General features: G+C 52.4%; 18 protein-coding genes. 3 read left to right on the top strand and 15 right to left on the bottom strand.

Going from position 1 to position 17,180, the window contains the following annotated elements; translation table 11 throughout:
- Both AC5E51_RS04595 and AC5E51_RS04590 read left to right on the top strand, forming a co-directional pair.
- On the top strand, positions 1-1,554 hold the full coding sequence (locus AC5E51_RS04595) for a Tn3 family transposase (protein ID WP_491778190.1): 1,554 nt from the start codon (positions 1-3) through the stop codon (positions 1,552-1,554).
- A gap of 81 nt (positions 1,555-1,635) precedes the next feature.
- Positions 1,636-2,271: an aminotransferase class V-fold PLP-dependent enzyme gene (locus AC5E51_RS04590; RefSeq protein WP_286836598.1), complete on the top strand. Its 636-nt coding sequence runs from the start codon at positions 1,636-1,638 to the stop codon at positions 2,269-2,271.
- Positions 2,272-2,298: 27 nt separating this feature from the next.
- Here AC5E51_RS04590 and AC5E51_RS04585 read toward each other — a convergent pair whose 3' ends face one another.
- From AC5E51_RS04585 to AC5E51_RS04515, 15 genes are all read right to left on the bottom strand, one after another.
- Positions 2,299-2,643, bottom strand: a complete 345-nt coding sequence (locus AC5E51_RS04585) for a PilZ domain-containing protein (protein WP_068438521.1) — start codon at positions 2,641-2,643, stop codon at positions 2,299-2,301.
- Positions 2,640-3,638, bottom strand: coding sequence for a DNA polymerase III subunit delta' (locus AC5E51_RS04580; protein ID WP_491778189.1), 999 nt, complete (start codon positions 3,636-3,638; stop codon positions 2,640-2,642). The genes AC5E51_RS04585 and AC5E51_RS04580 overlap by 4 nt, the downstream gene beginning before the upstream one ends.
- Positions 3,638-4,306: a dTMP kinase gene (gene tmk / locus AC5E51_RS04575; protein WP_068443475.1), complete on the bottom strand. Its 669-nt coding sequence runs from the start codon at positions 4,304-4,306 to the stop codon at positions 3,638-3,640. Before tmk ends, AC5E51_RS04580 begins: the two co-directional genes overlap by 1 nt.
- On the bottom strand, positions 4,306-5,358 hold the full coding sequence (gene mltG / locus AC5E51_RS04570) for an endolytic transglycosylase MltG (RefSeq protein ID WP_297533974.1): 1,053 nt from the start codon (positions 5,356-5,358) through the stop codon (positions 4,306-4,308). Before mltG ends, tmk begins: the two co-directional genes overlap by 1 nt.
- Positions 5,355-6,155: an aminodeoxychorismate lyase gene (gene pabC / locus AC5E51_RS04565; RefSeq protein WP_068443472.1), complete on the bottom strand. Its 801-nt coding sequence runs from the start codon at positions 6,153-6,155 to the stop codon at positions 5,355-5,357. Before pabC ends, mltG begins: the two co-directional genes overlap by 4 nt.
- Positions 6,152-7,393: a beta-ketoacyl-ACP synthase II gene (gene fabF / locus AC5E51_RS04560; protein WP_491778188.1), complete on the bottom strand. Its 1,242-nt coding sequence runs from the start codon at positions 7,391-7,393 to the stop codon at positions 6,152-6,154. The genes pabC and fabF overlap by 4 nt, the downstream gene beginning before the upstream one ends.
- A 135-nt stretch (positions 7,394-7,528) precedes the next feature.
- On the bottom strand, positions 7,529-7,762 hold the full coding sequence (acpP, locus tag AC5E51_RS04555) for an acyl carrier protein (RefSeq protein WP_068441653.1): 234 nt from the start codon (positions 7,760-7,762) through the stop codon (positions 7,529-7,531).
- 46 nt (positions 7,763-7,808) lie between these two features.
- On the bottom strand, positions 7,809-8,549 hold the full coding sequence (fabG, locus tag AC5E51_RS04550; RefSeq protein WP_068443464.1) for a 3-oxoacyl-ACP reductase FabG: 741 nt from the start codon (positions 8,547-8,549) through the stop codon (positions 7,809-7,811).
- Complete coding sequence (gene fabD, locus AC5E51_RS04545) at positions 8,549-9,490, bottom strand: ACP S-malonyltransferase (RefSeq protein WP_491778187.1); 942 nt, start codon at positions 9,488-9,490, stop codon at positions 8,549-8,551. Before fabD ends, fabG begins: the two co-directional genes overlap by 1 nt.
- 144 nt (positions 9,491-9,634) lie before the next feature.
- Positions 9,635-10,636 carry a phosphate acyltransferase gene (locus tag AC5E51_RS04540; RefSeq protein WP_301388539.1) on the bottom strand — a complete coding sequence of 334 codons (1,002 nt, stop codon included), beginning with the start codon at positions 10,634-10,636 and terminating at the stop codon, positions 9,635-9,637.
- A gap of 4 nt (positions 10,637-10,640) precedes the next feature.
- Positions 10,641-10,826 (bottom strand): 50S ribosomal protein L32, encoded by a 186-nt coding sequence (gene rpmF, locus AC5E51_RS04535; protein WP_068438725.1) that lies wholly within the window; start codon positions 10,824-10,826, stop codon positions 10,641-10,643.
- A gap of 21 nt (positions 10,827-10,847) precedes the next feature.
- The gene (locus AC5E51_RS04530) at positions 10,848-11,384 is read right to left on the bottom strand and encodes a YceD family protein (protein WP_273092200.1); all 537 of its coding nucleotides are present in this window, start codon (positions 11,382-11,384) and stop codon (positions 10,848-10,850) included.
- Between the two features lie 49 nt (positions 11,385-11,433).
- The gene (locus AC5E51_RS04525) at positions 11,434-12,411 is read right to left on the bottom strand and encodes a S49 family peptidase (protein WP_491778186.1); all 978 of its coding nucleotides are present in this window, start codon (positions 12,409-12,411) and stop codon (positions 11,434-11,436) included.
- Positions 12,404-13,057 carry an HAD-IA family hydrolase gene (locus tag AC5E51_RS04520; RefSeq protein ID WP_491778185.1) on the bottom strand — a complete coding sequence of 218 codons (654 nt, stop codon included), beginning with the start codon at positions 13,055-13,057 and terminating at the stop codon, positions 12,404-12,406. Before AC5E51_RS04520 ends, AC5E51_RS04525 begins: the two co-directional genes overlap by 8 nt.
- Positions 13,054-14,028: an RluA family pseudouridine synthase gene (locus AC5E51_RS04515; RefSeq protein ID WP_297533970.1), complete on the bottom strand. Its 975-nt coding sequence runs from the start codon at positions 14,026-14,028 to the stop codon at positions 13,054-13,056. The genes AC5E51_RS04520 and AC5E51_RS04515 overlap by 4 nt, the downstream gene beginning before the upstream one ends.
- Positions 14,029-14,611: 583 nt before the next feature.
- Between AC5E51_RS04515 and rne the strand changes: the two genes are divergently transcribed.
- The coding region (rne, locus tag AC5E51_RS04510; protein WP_491778184.1) for a ribonuclease E at positions 14,612-17,180 on the top strand (2,569 nt) is incomplete at its 3' end.

Genomic DNA, 17,180 nt, shown 5'->3' with positions numbered 1-17,180 from the left:
ATGGGCCTTGCTCTCGCGATGAAAGATGCGTTGCGTTCCGGCGATTTGTATTTACCACAGAGCAAACAGCATGTGTCGTTCTGGGATCTGACCTTGAACGAGCCCAACTGGGATGAAACCAAACACACCGTCTATACCGAGCTACAGCAGCCTTTGCCACACGAAGTGCGTTCCGCCATTTCAACCCAGTTCCACGAAGCGGTGTCAGCAGCGCAAAAGCGTTTTGGACTGGATAATTTCGCCGAGATACACAATGGCCGGCTGAAACTCAAGCGTGACGACAAGCTAGACGTACCAGATAAAGTCAACCAACTGCAAAAGGTGATCGATGCGCATATGCCCAGCATACGCATCGAGCAATTGCTGATGGAGGTGGATCAAATGACGCATTACAGTCGTCACTTTGTCCCTATCCAATATCACCAGTCACGGCCCAAAAACTTTTACAAAAGCCTGATGGCTGCCATTATTTCACAAGCCACAAACCTGGGCGTCGTGTCCATGAGTAACAGCGTCAATGGCGTTACTGTCGATATGCTAAGGCATATCCTGCAATACTATATTCGCGAAGAAACCCTGATCAACGCCAGTGCTGAAATTGTGAATCAACACCATGAGCTGCCGTTGAGTGCGGTGTATGGCTCCGGTACATTGTCCTCTTCAGATGCGCAACGCTTTAAAATCCGCGCCGACAGCCTGTTGGCTTCATACTATCCCCGCTATTACGGCTACTATGAAAAAGCCATCGGGATCTACACCCACGTATCCGATCAATATTCCGTGTTCAGCACCAAGATCATTTCCTGTAGCCCTCGTGAAGCCCTGTATGTTCTGGACGGTCTGCTGGAAAACAACACAATTCTGAAAATCCGAGAGCACACCACCGATACGCATGGGTACACTGAAATCGTCTTCGCCCTCTGTCATTTGCTCGGCTTCTACTTTATGCCACGCATTCGGGATCTGAAGGATCAGCAGCTATACCGTATCGACAAATCCGTCGATTACGGTGACCTCAACCATTTACTCACGAAAACAGCTGATTTGGCGATTATTGAGGAGCAATGGGAATACATGATGCGGGTGGTCATTTCTCTGAAACAAAAAACTTCGCCAGCACACGTCATCGTTCAACGGTTGACCAACAGTTCACCCTTCGATCGCCTCACCAAGGCCTTTACCAACCTGGGCCGGATCATCAAGACCGAATACATTCTGCGGTACCTAACTGACAAAGACCTGCGCCAAACCGTCCAGCGGCAACTGAATAAAGGGGAATACCGGCACAAACTGCCGCGCTGGATATTCTTTGCGGACCAGGGTGAATTCACCACTGGGGACTATGAGGAAATCATGAACAAGGCCAGCAGCCTCAGCTTTGTATCCAATGCCATTCTGTACTGGAACACGATCAAGATAAATGACGTGGTTGAGCAGCTCCGGCAGCAGGGGGAGGATATCGACGACAAGACCTTATCCCATATCTCGTTATTGCCCTATAAGCATGTGTTGCCCAATGGTACGTACTTTATTGAAGATGAGGGGAAGGGGTGATTATTCGGAAACCTACGGTTACGCGGAGGGCCTGGGAGTCAAAACCGTAGGTTTTCGTTCAAATGCCCCCGCTGGTCCAAAATTGGCGAGGCCTGCAAAGCAGCGGGAGTTCTGTTCTGTGTCGATGCGATCCAGGCCGTCGGTGCTCTCAGGTTTGATGTCGAAGAAATACAGTGCGACTTTGCCATGGCAGATGGTCACAAGTGGCTGCTGGGCCCTGAAGGGCTGGGCTTTTTCTATGTCCGGGAAGAGCGAATGAACGATCTGTCACTCAATGAGTATGGCTGGCACATGATCAAACAAGCCGGTGATTACAGCCAGACCAGCTGGGAGGTCACGGATACAGCAATGCGTTTTGAGTGTGGGAGCCCCAACCTTCTGGCTGCACATGCACTCCATGCGAGCACCAGTCTTCTTCTGAATACAGGCATAGAAAACGTTGAGGCAGCAGTTCTGAGCAAAGCGGATTCGTTATGTGGTCTGTTATCTGATGCTGGAGCTGAAATCATCACACCAGCTCACAGCAGAGGGCGCTCTGGAATTGTGACATTCGGGACGAACGGACGATCGCCCAAAGAAGTGTGGCAAGCATTAATGAGTAAAGGAGTTATCTGTATGCACCGCGGTGGAGGAATCCGCTTTTCGCCTCACTTCCATACGCCTCTCTATCGCCTGCAGCAAGCGGTCAGCATCGCTGCGGAAGAGTGTCTTTGGTAATTAAACTTTCCAGACAAGCCCCAGACACTACATAGTATGCGTCATACGGTCTGATTTAATTGCGCCAGCAAGGTAGGTTTCTATCTTGTTGCGGGCAATATCATCTTCATCATTGAACTGGACGCCGACGCCTGCAACTTTATTGCCTTGCGCCCCCTTGGGCGTTACCCAAACGACTTTACCGGCAACAGGGATCTTCTCAGGCTCATCCATCAACTTCAGCAGCATGAAGACTTCGTCTCCCAACTGATACTGTTTACTTGTTGGAATGAAGAGCCCACCGTTTTTAATAAACGGCATATAGGCAGCATACAGGACTGATTTATCTTTGATGGTTAATGACAGGATGCCATTCCGACCGCCTGGGTTCATGCAATTACTCCCGCTTTTGCTTCAGTCAACGCCTGCCACTCGAGCAACAAGGTTTCCAGGGTCAGCGTTTTGTTATGGTGGGAAGCACCTGACATCAGCTGACCGAGTATTTGTTGTAATTTTTTCTGAAAGGTTACCAGCATTTCCCGCTTCACAACATAAGCGTCCATAAGTTCTGTGACTGGCCCTGCAAACTGAAGATGTTTTGCCTCCGCACCACACGCCGCCTTCAGGACATCGCAAGACCACTGGTAAAACCATTGTATAACCGTCTGGAACTCCAGCTTACTCCAGGACGAGGCAATTTTATCGAGAGGCAAAGACGACGTAGTCCATTGTTGTAATTCCGAGACCCATTTTTCCTGAACCGTCGCGACACCGCTGCTCAGCCAATTCTTGGCAGCGACAGGAGCACCGCCATTTCTCGCCAGTGCCATGTCGGCATCAGCTGAGCCTACCCCCTGATCCTGCAGCCAGTCTTTCGATGCATCATAAGATGGCAGGGCCAGATTGATACGCTGGCAGCGGCTGCGAATGGTAGGGAGAACAGAACCAAAGCGCTCTGTTTCAAGTAGGATAAAGCTTTCACCCGGGGGCTCTTCCAGGGTCTTAAGCAATGCGTTGGCCGCATTTACGTTCATAACCTCCGCAGGGCGAAGAATGACGACCTGACACTGACTGATCTGAGGCGTCTGAAAGATCAGCTCATTCACTTTGCGAACATTGTCGATACGAATCTGCTTTGAGTTTTCTTCCGGCTGGCAAAGCATAAAATCGGGGTGACTGCCCGCCGCCCAAAGCTGACAACTGTGGCACTGCCCGCACGCCTCGTCCGCAGGATTCTGACACAACAACCAACGCGCGACATTCAGTGATAACTCATGCTTACCGATGCCTGCACTGCCTGTTATCAGCAGCGCGTGTGGCAGGCCAGCAGTGCGGTGGCGACGTACAAGAGAACTCCAGGCATCCACCTGCCAGGGATAAAGAGACATCAGGATTCCACCTGTTGTTTTTTGTCTTCTAACTCGCCTGCAACCACTTTCAGGACTTGCTCAGTCACTTGTTCAAGCGGAGCGGTCGCATCAATGACCCGAAATCTCGAATAACGCTCGGCCAGTGCCAGGAACCCCAGCCGGACCTTTTCGAAAAATGACATGGCTTCAGCCTCAATACGATCAGTCTCTTCTGCCAGATCCTCAGCCCGGGCTCGGGCACGCCCCATACCAATCGCCACCGGCGCATCAAGTAGCAACGTCAGGTGTGGTTCAACACCGCCCTGCGCAAGCGCTTTAAGCTGCTCGATATTGTCGTGAGAAAGACCTCGCCCATAGCCTTGGTAGGCGATAGTAGAATCGGTGAAGCGGTCACACAGGACCCAGTCACCGCGCTCCAGCGCAGGCCGGATAACGGCATCGACGTGCTGAGCACGTGCCGCAAACATCAGGAGTAACTCTGTCATATCAGACATAGGTTCTTCATGATGCGCTTTCAGAAGATCGTTACGGATTTTTTCAGCGATCGGGGTTCCGCCCGGTTCGCGAGTCACCACCACAGAGATTCCCTGCGATTCGAGGTGCCTTGCAACCGCCTGAATATTGGTCGACTTACCAACACCTTCACCACCTTCAAACGTAATAAAACGACCGGAAGTAGTTAGCATCAGTCAGTCTCCCCGCTGCTTTGCTCTGCTTTTGGCGCTGAGCGGTAGTCGCTCCGTCGCGATAGTTGGTAGCGTCGCACTGCCTTATTGTGCTCTTCCAGAGTGGAAGAAAAATAATGGCTACCATCCCCCCGCGCGACGAAGAATAGCTCGGTACCTTCTGCAGGGTTCAACGCCGCGCGAATAGCTTCTCGGCCAGCCAGCGCGATAGGCCCCGGAGGCAGTCCTTTGTTGCGATAGGTGTTATATGGATTACTGCGATCACGCAGGTGCGCTCGCGTGAGATTGCCATCGAAAGACTCACCCAGGCCGTAGATGACGGTTGGGTCTGTTTCTAACCTCATATTCTTTTGTAAGCGGCGCACAAAAACACCGGCGATAACCGGACGTTCACTGGCGACACCCGTTTCTTTCTCGATAATAGACGCCATGACCAGCGCTTCATACGGCGAGGTATAAGGCAGATTAGCATCGCGCGCCTGCCACTCCTCTTTAAGCACCCTGTTCAGTCTTTCGTGCGCCTGAGTGATGATTTCAGAGACGGGCTGGTTGCGGTGATAAACATAGGTGTCCGGGTAAAGCTGTGCTTCAGCATGAACTGTAAGACCAAGATAGTCGGATACACGCTCGACGGTAAGGGCTCCGAGGTCTTGTTGAAGATACTCAGCCTGACTCAACGCTTCGAGAGCGGCAGACAGCCTGCGTCCTTCAATTAAGGAAACCCGATACGTTCTGGTCTGAGCTTCCGCCAGGTACGGCAATATCGTGAGGCTGCTGAGCCCCGGTGGAATAATAAATTCACCGGCACGAACATCACGCGCCCCGCCAGTCAGTCTCGCAGCAACTTTCAGGCGAAGAGCCGAACGAAGCCACCCCTGATCTTCCCACTGCTGCGCCATGCTGTTCAGCGACTGTCCCTTCTCGATCACGACAACGACAGACGTTTGATTAAGGTTTTTCTGACTCAGCCACCAGTACCCTACGGAGCCGAGAATAAGCCCTGCCAATACAAGCAGAGCTATCATTGCGAGCAAGAGTCGCTTAAGCATCATTCAAACATTTCCTGATAGGCAAGCTGCCATCGCTTTGCTTCTGGTGCCACATCCAGAGTCTGGCCATCAAAGATGTGACAGGAGCGAATTCCAACAAGACTATTTGTAAAAATCAGCCCTTGAGCGCTGTTAAGCTCGGGCAGACCAAAGTTTTGTACGTTGATTTCGGGGTTCGTATCCAGCAACCAGCGTCGTACTACTCCATTAATCCCCGACGAGGTTATTTCCGGGGTTAGCCAACGGCCGTCCAGTTTAACAAAAACATTGCTCATGCACCCCTCAATCACGATCCCGCTACTATCGAGCATGATGCATTCATCCCACTCGACATCGAAGCTGTCGCGGGCAAGTACCTGCTCAAGTCGGTTCAGGTGTTTATGCCCAGCGAGCAATGGCTGAGTCGATAACACAATATCGCTCGTACCAGCAACGTAAGGGGATGTTGAAAACGCCGGTGCATTGAAATAGCGCACCGTTACCAACGGCATGAGATCTGGAGTGAATCCGTATCCTCGTGGACCAACGCCTCTCGTTACCAGAAGCTTGCACGCTGTCATACCGACTGGATGCGCCATCGAATCAATCGCGTGCAAAACGAATTCAACCGCGACGTCACTGAAGCGGAGCGCTTTCAGCCCCAGTGCCAGGCGCTCGACATGCATTTGCCAGAGAGGTGCAACACCGCGACCATCAAGACGGACCGTTTCAAAGAGCCCATCACCGAACTGCTGCCCTCTGTCATCAAACTCCTGCGCATCAGACTGCCAGCCATTTCCGGCCTGATAGTTAAACTTCATTGAGATATCCGGCTAAAAATCAGCGTGGCATTAGTCCCACCAAAGCCAAAGGAGTTGCTCATTACATGCTCCAGCGGCATATCCCTTGAAACTGGGCCGATCAAGTCGAGATCACAACCAGGGGACGGCGTTGTCAGGTTTAAAGTCCCCGGAGCCTTCTGGTTACACAGAGCAAGGACTGAGATGAGAGCTTCGAGCGAACCAGCAGCACCAATCAGATGGCCAGTCATCGACTTAGTCGAGGAGATCGCGAAACTGTTGGCCGCCTTACCGAAGGCGGATTTTATCGCATTAATTTCAGCGAGATCGCCCGCAAGGGTCGACGTGCCGTGAGCATTAATGTAGCCAATATTGTCGGGCGTTAAGTCAGCATTGTGAAGAGCATTGGCCATCGAAAGCGCCGCCCCCTCGCCGTTCTCAGGTGGTGAGGTCACGTGATAAGCATCATCACTCATGCCAAACCCTGAGAGCTCTGCGTAGATCTTTGCCCCCCTCGCCTGAGCATGCTCAAGAGACTCGAGAACAAGAACAGCAGCGCCACTACTAAGAACAAACCCATCACGGTCAACGTCCCAGGGGCGACTTGCCCCCTGTGGACTATCTGTACGCGTGCTCAATGCACGAGCAGCGGCAAAGCCAGAAATCCCCAATGGCGAACACGCCATCTCAGCCCCGCCAGCGACCATCAGATCTGCATCGCCGAAGGCAATGGTTCGTGCAGCGAAACCGATATTGTGTGTACCGGTGGTACATGCGGTGGCAATTGAGAAGTTAGGGCCTTTGAAGCCGTGTCGGATTGCTATGTTACCAGCAGCCATATTGACAACCGAACCAGGCACAAGGAAAGGAGATACCCGCCGTGGCCCACTGTTATTGAGCGTATCGACGTTTGTTTCTATCGTCGATATGCCGCCAATACCAGAACCCACCGCAACACCGCAGCGAACCGGATCGTACGTCTCTCCGAGCCCTGCATCATTAAGCGCCTCATCTGCGGCGACCAGCGCGTATTGAATAAACGGGTCAAGTTTGCGCGATTCTTTTGCAGATAGTACATCATCCGCACAAAAACCTTTAACTTCACCACCGAAGTCAACGGAATAACCTGTGGTATCAAATCCCGTTATAGGACCTATCCCACTTTCACCTGCAAGAATCGCTTTCCAGGTATCCGGAGCATTCAAGCCGCACGGATTCACCGTGCCCAGCCCCGTAATCACTACGCGTTTGGTTTTCATATTCAGTCACCCGCCCAGAATGAATATACCCTGCAGCATTTCAGTGTCGGGACAGAACCCCGCTCATACGGTGGTTGCCGCAGGGCACAAAAAAGCCGCGACGGCTGCGCGGCTTTTTCCTATCGCTACTAACCCTTACAGGTTAGCAACGATGTAGTCGATAGCTTCCTGAACGGTAGTCAGCTTCTCAGCCTGCTCGTCTGGAATCTCAGTCTCGAATTCTTCTTCCAGAGCCATAACCAGCTCTACAGTGTCGAGAGAGTCTGCACCGAGGTCATCAACAAAAGAAGATGAAGCTTTTACTTCTTCTTCCTTAACACCCAGCTGTTCACAGACGATTTTCTTTACGCGTTCTTCAATGTTGCTCATTGCTATATTCCTGACTTGTTAAATTTTCCAGAAGGTCAGCGAGACCTTAGCCCATGTTCATACCGCCATTCACATGAATGGTCTGGCCGGTAATATATCTCGCGTCTTCGCTTGCCAAAAAGGCAACCGCGCCTGCGATATCATCGACATGACCGAAGCGCTTACCCGGAATGGAGGCTAGGATGGCCTCTTTTTGCGTTTCAGGCAAGACATCTGTCATGTCAGTTTGAATAAATCCAGGCGCAACACAATTCACGGTGATATTGCGACTGGCGATTTCCTGAGCAAGCGAGCGACTAAAGCCTTCCAGGCCAGCCTTCGCGGCGGCGTAATTCGCCTGACCACCATTGCCCGTCGTGCCAATAATCGAACTGATATTCACAATACTTCCGGCTTTTTGCTTAAGCATTGCCTTAGCCAAAGCCTTGCACACACGAAAGACTCCGGTGAGATTGGTATTCACCACCGCATTCCAGTCATCCTCATTGAGGCGCAGGAAGAGATTATCGCGCGTTATGCCGGCATTATTCACTACAACGAAAGGCGTACCGTACTCAGAAAGTAAGGCTTTCAATGCCGCCTCAGTCTGTTCGCTATCGGAAATATTCAGAACCAGAGCCGAGTGCTCGTCACCATGTTCGCGCAGCTTTGCCTGAAGGCTCTCAGCACCTGACTCACTGGTTGCGGTCCCTACAACCCGGTAGCCATCTGCGATCAGGCGCTCAGCGATAGCAAAACCGATACCACGGGATGCACCAGTCACAAGAGCCAGTTTTTTGTCTGACATTATTCTGCTCCCTGAATTTTGGCCATGCTTGCTTCCAGCCCCGCGAGATCGCCAGTACCCGCAACAGGCAGGCTTTTATCAATACGCTTATTGAGACCGGCAATAACCTTACCTGGCCCAAACTCAACAGCGAGCTCTGCATGATGTCGAACCGCAGGTACGGCTCCGGTCCAGTTAACCGGGCTGTAGAGTTGTTGAAGAAGGCGTTGAGGAATCTCTTCCAGCGTTGCTGGCGCATTACCAACATTGTGGTAGACGGGGAATTTAGGCGCTCGCCACTGAATCCCCTCAAGGTCGGCTGCAAAAGTATCCGCTGCTGCTTTCATCAGACTTGAATGGAACGGACCACTGACCGCAAGAGGAAGTGCTCTCTTGGCACCGGCTTCCTTCGCAAGCTCTATGGCTTTTTCAATACCTGCCTGCTCGCCGGCGATAACAATCTGCCCCGGCGCATTGAAGTTTGCTGGCTCAACAATGCCCTCCTGGGACGCTGCTTCACAAACCTCGACGATCTGCTCGTCGTTCAGACCCAGTATGGCCGCCATGCCCCCCTGCCCAGCAGGAACAGCAGCTTCCATCAGTTCGCCGCGACGGCGCACAAGGCGGACGGCATCAGCGAAATCAATTGCATCTGCAGCAACTAACGCCGAATACTCACCGAGTGAATGGCCCGCACCTGCGGTGACATTGAGTGCTGGGCTGTGTTTGCTGACGACACGCCACACAGCCGTACTCGCAGCAAGCAGTGCTGGCTGAGTATTGAATGTCTGATTGAGGGTGGAATCCGGCCCATCAGTGACCATCTTCCAGAGATCGATACCAAGAGCATCGGAGGCTTCAGTGAATGTCTCACTGATTTCAGAATACTGTTCCGAGATATCAGATAGCATGCCCACTTGTTGAGCACCCTGCCCCGGAAAAAACGCAATCACGTCGGTCATTGCACAACCTTATCGTTATTTTCTTCAAACGTTCTGGTGACACCAGAATATAGCTGCGCATTGTGACAATAAACCACATCAAATGCACAGGATTATTGCCTGAAACTCACCAGCTGGCCCGCCAGACATCCCGGTACGCACCGCCTAGCCAGTAATTTTCAGAAACTCTGCTTCCATGGCCTGATAATCCCGGGTCCTCAGCTGGCGAACCATATATTCAAGCGCATACCGGAATGAGCGCTCATCGGATTTACCGTGCGTTTTGGCCACATTGCCGGCGATACCCAGAAGCATCGCCCCACCATGACGCGCTGGAGAGACCTGGCGATCAATCCGGCGCATTGTGGCTTTCCATAAAGGGTAGAACCACCGCAACGCCAGTGAGCTACGCAACTCTGAGCCCATCATATCCAGGAGCCACTCGATCAGACCTTCCGTTGTCTTTAGGGTGATATTTCCAGAGTAGCCATCACAGATGACAGCATCGAGATCGCCATCAAACAGGCGATCACCCTCGCGAAACCCCGCATACAAAGAGCCAAGCTGATCATTGAAAAGCGCACCAGCGGCCTTGATGGTATCCGTGCCCTTCCCGGGCTCCGTGCCAATATTCAACAGAGCAACCCTTGGTTGTTCATTGCCGCCAGCCTTGTACCAGGCAGCCGCAAGAAAACCCAGCTGCAGTAACTGCTCAGACGTCATACAGATATTCGCCCCAAGATCCATCATCAGGAGAGGACGCCCTTTCGTAGGCAGTTGAGTTGCAAGGGCTGGCCGGTCAACACCATGAAGTGCACCCAGGTGTTTTCGCGCCAGAACCAGCAAGGCACCAGTATTTCCGATCGACAGAACACCATCGGCTTCGCCTGAAGCATGAAGCGCCAGACAGACAGACATGCTGGAATCCGAGCGTTCTTTCAGGGCCTGACGAGGAGTGTCGTCCATACGGACATGCTCACCACAAGAAACAAGGCGTGTACGTGGCTGGTATTTTCCGAGAATTTTACGCGCAGCAGCGTGAAGAGACTCTTCGAGAGGCAGGATAACTTCGACGTCGGGGTCGTTTTTCATCAGGGCCCGACACGCCCTGAACGCAACGCGGGGACCTAAGTCCCCGCCCATCGCATCAACCGCTATGGTAACCATAGAATCAGTTGCTGCCAGTCTCCACGACTTTCTTGCCACGGTAGAAACCGTCAGCACTTACGTGGTGGCGACGATGAGTTTCGCCAGTGGTAGCATCGGTAGACAGAGCGATGGTGTTGGTATCAACAGCATCGTGTGAACGACGCATACCGCGCTTAGAACGGGTTACTTTGTTTTTCTGAACCGCCATGGTAGGGCTCCTGGTTAATCGCTATTTCTGTTTAAGCTGCGCAAGGACGTCGAACGGATTAGGTCGTTCTGTTTCCTCTGCGGCAATGTCTTCTTGTGGCTCTATTTTGAGTGCCTGACACTCATCCTGAGGGTGCATCGGAAAGTCCGGCAGGTTGAGCAGAAGCTCATCCTCAATAACATCCCAAAGATCAAGACGGCCTTCTTCATCCAGCTCGACGGGTTCCAGCCGCTTTGGCAGCGCCTTCGCCTGATCATCATTGAAGACCAGACCCAATCGAAACTCGGCAGAAATTTCGAACCGTACATCCCCCAGACAGCGCTGACACTCCATTACCACCCCCGCGCTGCACTTACCGGTCAATGTCCGTAAGCGCTCTTCATCCCGACCAAATTCAACTTCGCATTCGACATAGTCGTCGAGTGAGCGGGTAGAATCTACCAGCCGGGTTAGCTTGTTACTTTCGATCTTTCCTTTAAGTTGTTGATTTACTTCAACTAACTTAAAAGCATCGATGCGCTTGGGAAGCGGAGCCTCTGTCATAGTGCGCGACATCATAGGTATGTCGCCCTCTCATGTCAAAATTATTTAGCGAACCACGCGCGCTCTAGCGCATGGTCATTACCTGAGTACCGAAGAAAGAAGCGACACCCTTGCCGAAGCTGGTACCGAACTGCTCCATAAACTCAACAAATGGGTCTTTTCTGACGGTGTAGTTAACCAGCTCATCAGTACCCAAAAGATCACGCGCAACCTGGCTCGATGATGCAAGACCATCAACAAGACCAAGCTCTACCGCCTGTTCTCCTGTCCACAGCAGACCACTGAAAAGATCAGGATGATCAGACAGACGGTCACCACGGCCAAGCTTTACCTGAGATATAAATTGCTTGTGCGTAGTATCCAGCACACCTTCCCAGAATTCTTTCTCCTCCTGACGCTGCGGAGAGAAAGGATCGAGAAACGCCTTATGCTCACCAGAGGTATACAGGCGACGCTCAACACCAAGCTTGTCCATAGCTTCGACAAAACCAAAGCCTGACCCGACAACACCAATGGAACCAACAAGACTTGCCTTGTCTGCATAGATCTCGTCCGCGGCGGCAGCGATGTAATACGCCCCCGAAGCACCGATATCCACAACCACCGCATACACAGGGAAGTCCGGCCGCGTTGATTTCAACCTTACGATTTCATCGAACACATAGCCCGACTGGACAGGGCTACCGCCCGGACTATTAATTCTCAGTATCAACCCCAACGCCTCGTCATTATCAAAGGCGTCCCGCATGGCACCAATAATGCGATCGGCACTTGCATCCTCTTCCGCAGAGATAGCGCCGCGCACTTCAACTACAGCAGCATGCGGACCGACAGCAAAGCCAGCGCCGCCATCTCCTCCTTTCGATGCCCCGCCATATATAATCGCAGCAATCACGAACAGGTAGCTGAAGGTCAGGAGCTTAAAAAATATCCCCCAGCGTCGAGCAGTTCGCTGCTCCTGCTGTGACGCCATAAGCGCCTTTTCTATAAGCTTCCACTCTTTGCTGTTGTCTTCAGGGCGACGAAATTCGTTGTTATCCATTAATACCAATCCAATCTGAAAGTTCGTTAATGCTATGACAGATAACTCGAGGCCCACAAGCTCTGAGTCTTTGTTCATCATGAGCGCCGTGACTCATACCAGCAGAGTCCATTCCTATGGCAGCTGCCATTTCAAGATCATACGTCGTATCACCCACCATAAGCGCAGAGTCAGCTGAAACACCAAGTTCCTCAAGAATCTCACTCAGCATAAGCGGGTGTGGCTTTGAGCGAGTTTCATCTGCGCACCGGGTTGTATCAAAGACCCCAGAGAGAGAAAGATCTTTAAGTATGCGATCCAACCCCTTGCGACTCTTACCGGTGGCAACGGCAATCTTCCGGCCATTTGCAGACAGCCCATCAAGCAGCGACTCAGCACCATTGAACAGATTCATCGCTATCTGACTGTCGTAGACAAAGTAGCGCGCATAAGCCTCTCTCATCGGTTCCACTTGATCCGGAAGCACATCAGGCCAAACGGTCTTGATTGCCTCGGGCAAGCCCAATCCGATGATATTCTGAATATCGGCATCAGGGACATCCGGCAAGCCAAGCTCCTGCCCTGCACGGCGCATACTATCCACAATCCGACCTGTCGAGTCTGCAAGCGTGCCATCCCAGTCGAAGATAATTAACTGATATTTCATGAAACACCCTCCAGATTGCACCCTACTTTTCTGAAAATCGACTTAAGTTCACCATCCGGCTTAGCCTCGATACTCAGACGCTCACCAGAAATCGGGTGTCGGAAGCTCAACCGCCAAGCATGCAGGCACAGCCGACGAATTCCTTCATCTTTATCCTGCTGCTTTTCCGTGCGATCGCTGTACTTTTCATCCCCCGCAATCACTGCACCTTGAGCAAGACAATGAACACGGATCTGGTGGGTCCTGCCAGTGACAGGCTCAGCTTCAACAAGAGAGTATCTCCTACCTTCAGACAGCAGCCTGGTGCGTGTGTGGCAGGACTTGCCCTCCTCACTCACCACCACAATCCGTTCACCAGACTGACGCTCCGTACGCAGCAAAGGTAGACGAATATCAGACACCGCCGGGTCCCAATGCCCATGCACGAGCGCCAGATACTTTTTGCTGATTCCGCGTTTATCTACCAGCATCTGCTGAAGAGCCGTCAACGCTTTGCGCTTTTTAGCAATCAGAATGACCCCTGAGGTATCGCGATCCAGCCGGTGAACCAACTCAAGAAAATTGTGATCCGGGCGAACCTTACGAAGTGCCTCGATCAACCCGAGCGAAACGCCACTCCCGCCATGCACAGCCAGACCATGAGGTTTGTTAATCGCTAGTAAGGCATCATCTTCAAACAATACCGAGTCTTTCAGTATCTTTTGCAGCGCGGGAGAGACATCCGGTACCCCATTCGCCTCGGGCAGCCTGACCGGAGGAACCCGCACGCGATCACCTTTTTTTAACCTTGAGTCGGCTTTGGCGCGCCCCTTGTTTATACGAACTTCACCCTTCCTGATGATGCGATATACAAGCGTTTTTGGCGCCCCTTTAAGCAGACTTAACAGAAAATTATCCAGGCGCTGACCATCATTACCTTCATCAACATCGATAAAGTTAACCTTGGCCGGGTCTAACTGTGGTTTGGGCATGCGAAGAAGTCACCAGCGATTTATTTTGTTAAGGCAATTGCTGCCCCTGAACATTGTTGCTATATTCCGGCGTGATCGGGTGTAAACCGAACATAAGTAGCGCACTCCACGTCAGTAAAACTGCCGAATGGACAACGCTCCCCGGTCAGGCCGCGAGGCGGCCAAGTATAAAGGAAGATGAATACGGTAAACACTCTTCCCTAGAATTGATTCGGCGGAATGACTCCGCCCGGTGAGATAAACCGCGCAGCTACCTGCAGGCAATCTCGCATTATCAAATTATGGACAGTGTCGGTGTCTGCTGAGCGGAGCAACAACCAGCCCGCAAACACCATTGCCCCGGGAAACGCGATCTGTAAGACGGATTCCTCGGCAGAGCACCCATAAATATTTTGGTAATAACCGGCCCTGTAGGCCGTGATGAACACTGCGAAAGTGATAAATAGATTCCCCTGCCCCGCACTCGTGCGTGACAGGTTACAAGGCGGCACTACCGCCACTATCCTTCGCTGCTGAACAAACACAGCAGACAGGCCCTGCGTTGCCAGTCAGGTACGTTGCCCAACAGAGTAATACGTACCGCATGAAAAGAATGCTGATCAACGCAACTCAGACAGAAGAGTTGCGTGTTGCCCTTGTAGACGGCCAGAAGCTGTACGACCTCGATATTGAGTCCGGTGGTCGTGAGCAGAAGAAGTCTAATATCTACAAAGGCAAAATCACCCGGATCGAGCCAAGCCTTGAGGCAGCCTTCGTCGATTTCGGCGCTGAGCGTCATGGCTTCCTTCCGCTCAAGGAAATATCTCGCGAATACTTCTGTAAAGACCCAGGCCCAGGCCGCATCAACATCAAAGAAGTGTTGAAAGAAGGTCAGGAAGTTATCGTTCAGGTTGATAAAGAAGAACGTGGCAACAAGGGTGCCGCACTGACCACTCAGGTAAGCCTCGCTGGCCGCTACCTCGTTCTGATGCCTAATAACGCCCGCGCTGGTGGTATTTCACGCCGCATTGAAGGTGATGAACGCACTCAGCTGCGTGAAGCCATGAAAGGCGTCAACGTGCCTGACAAAATGGGCGTTATTGTGCGCACGGCCGGCATCGGTCGCTCGAGCGAAGAACTTCAGGCGGACCTGGATTACCTGGTCCATCTTTGGGAAGCGATTTCCCGCGCCGCAGAGGAGCGTGAAGCACCGGCACTCCTGTTGCAGGAAAGCAACGTTATTATTCGCGCAATCCGCGACTACCTGCGCCACGATATCGGCGAAGTCCTCATTGATACCGACGCTGCCTACAACGAAGCTCTTGCCTTCGTTCAACAGGTCATGCCTCAGTACCAGAACAAGTTCAAACGCTACGAAGATCCAGTACCACTCTTCAATCGCTACCAGATTGAAAGTCAGATCGAGAGTGCGTTCCAGCGCGAAGTAAAACTGCCATCCGGTGGTTCTATTGTTATTGACCCGACCGAAGCTTTGGTCTCCATTGATATCAACTCTGCACGCGCCACCAAAGGGTCAGACATTGAGGAAACAGCCCTCAATACCAACCTTGAAGCCGCTGACGAGATTTCACGCCAGCTGCGCCTGCGCGACATGGGTGGCCTGGTTGTTATCGACTTCATCGACATGATGGCTAACAAGAATCAGCGCGAAGTTGAAAACCGCCTGAAGAAGGCACTTGAGGTCGACCGTGCTCGCGTCCAGGTTGGCAGAATTTCCCGCTTCGGCCTGATGGAAATGTCGCGCCAGCGTCTGCGTCCATCTCTCGACGAAACTGCAGCACACGTCTGCCCTCGTTGTAGTGGCACAGGCGTCGTACGCGACACCAAATCATCAAGCCTGTCGATTCTTCGTCTCATTGAAGAAGAAGCAGCGAAAGACAACACCGCTCAGGTTCGGGCAATCGTTCCTGTTTCGGTTGCATCCTTCCTGCTCAATGAAAAGCGCGCACTGATCGCTGGCATTGAACAGCGTCACAACTGCTCCGTCGTTGTTCTGCCAAATCCAAATATGGAAACGCCGCACTACGAGGTTCAGCGCCTTCGCCCGGACGACACCATGGTTGGTGAAGTTTCCTACGAGCACCGTCTCGATATGGACGAACCAGAGCATCTGAGCGAAGCCCTCAACGCAGAACCTGTTCGTCAACAGGAAGCTGCAGTGAGCACTGTACCGCGCGCACCTGCTCCAGTTGCCACTACGCAGCCACAAGAAGCCGCGCCTCAGTCAGCTGGTCTGTGGGGACGTATTGGCCAGGCCATCTCTGCCCTGCTTACCACAGAGAAAGAGCCTGAGGCAGCACCACGCCCGGAAGTCCGTGTTAACAAGAACACCAAATCCGAACCAAAAGCGAAAAATGCTAAGAACGGTCGCCGTGACAACCGCCGCAAAGCGGACGACGGAGACGACAAGCGTCGCAATGGTCGCCAGCAGGATAAAGCCCGTAATGGCAAAGCTTCTGACAAGCCAGCCAACGAACGTGGTGGCAAGAATGGCCGCAACAATCAGCGTGACAACCAGCGCGACGGTCAGCGAGATAGCCAGAATGGCGATACCCAGGCAAAAGGCGATAACCGTAAAGGTCGCAACAGCCGCCGCAACGGTAACGACAAGCCTGAAAACACTCGCAATGAAAAGCCTGCACGCCAGAACAAGGGCAACCAGGACTCTTCAGATACCAACGAGAATCCGAACGCCAAGCGCGCGCCTCGTCGCGATCGCAGTCGTCGTGAAGATATTCCCAAACCACAGAAGCCTGCGGCAAAGGAGAATCCTGAAGAACTGGTAGCAGATACTCAGCCGGCGAGCATCAGCAACGAAGCCAAAGCTGAACAGCCAGCTACTGCAGAAGTTAAGACAACTGACGCAAAATCAGAAGAAACAGGCAATCAGACTGATAATCGAGCAGACGGCAACGGTCGTCGTCGTGGCCGTCGCCGTTCGCGCAAACCTGCTGCTCAAACTGGCGAGAACACAGCGACTCAGACTGATAGCAAGCCTGAAGCGGAAGCTAAGCCTGCAACAGAAGCTAAACCAGCAGCAGAAGCTAAGCCTGCAACAGAAGCTAAGCCTGCAGCAGAAGCTAAACCAGCAGCAGAAGCTAAACCTGCAGCAGAAGCTAAGCCTGCAGCAGAAGCTAAGCCTGCAGCAGAAG

The sequence above is a fragment of the Thalassolituus sp. genome (genome assembly GCF_984348125.1).
The sequence above is the reverse complement of the archived record's forward strand: the minus strand, read 5'-3'. Positions and strand labels throughout refer to the sequence as shown.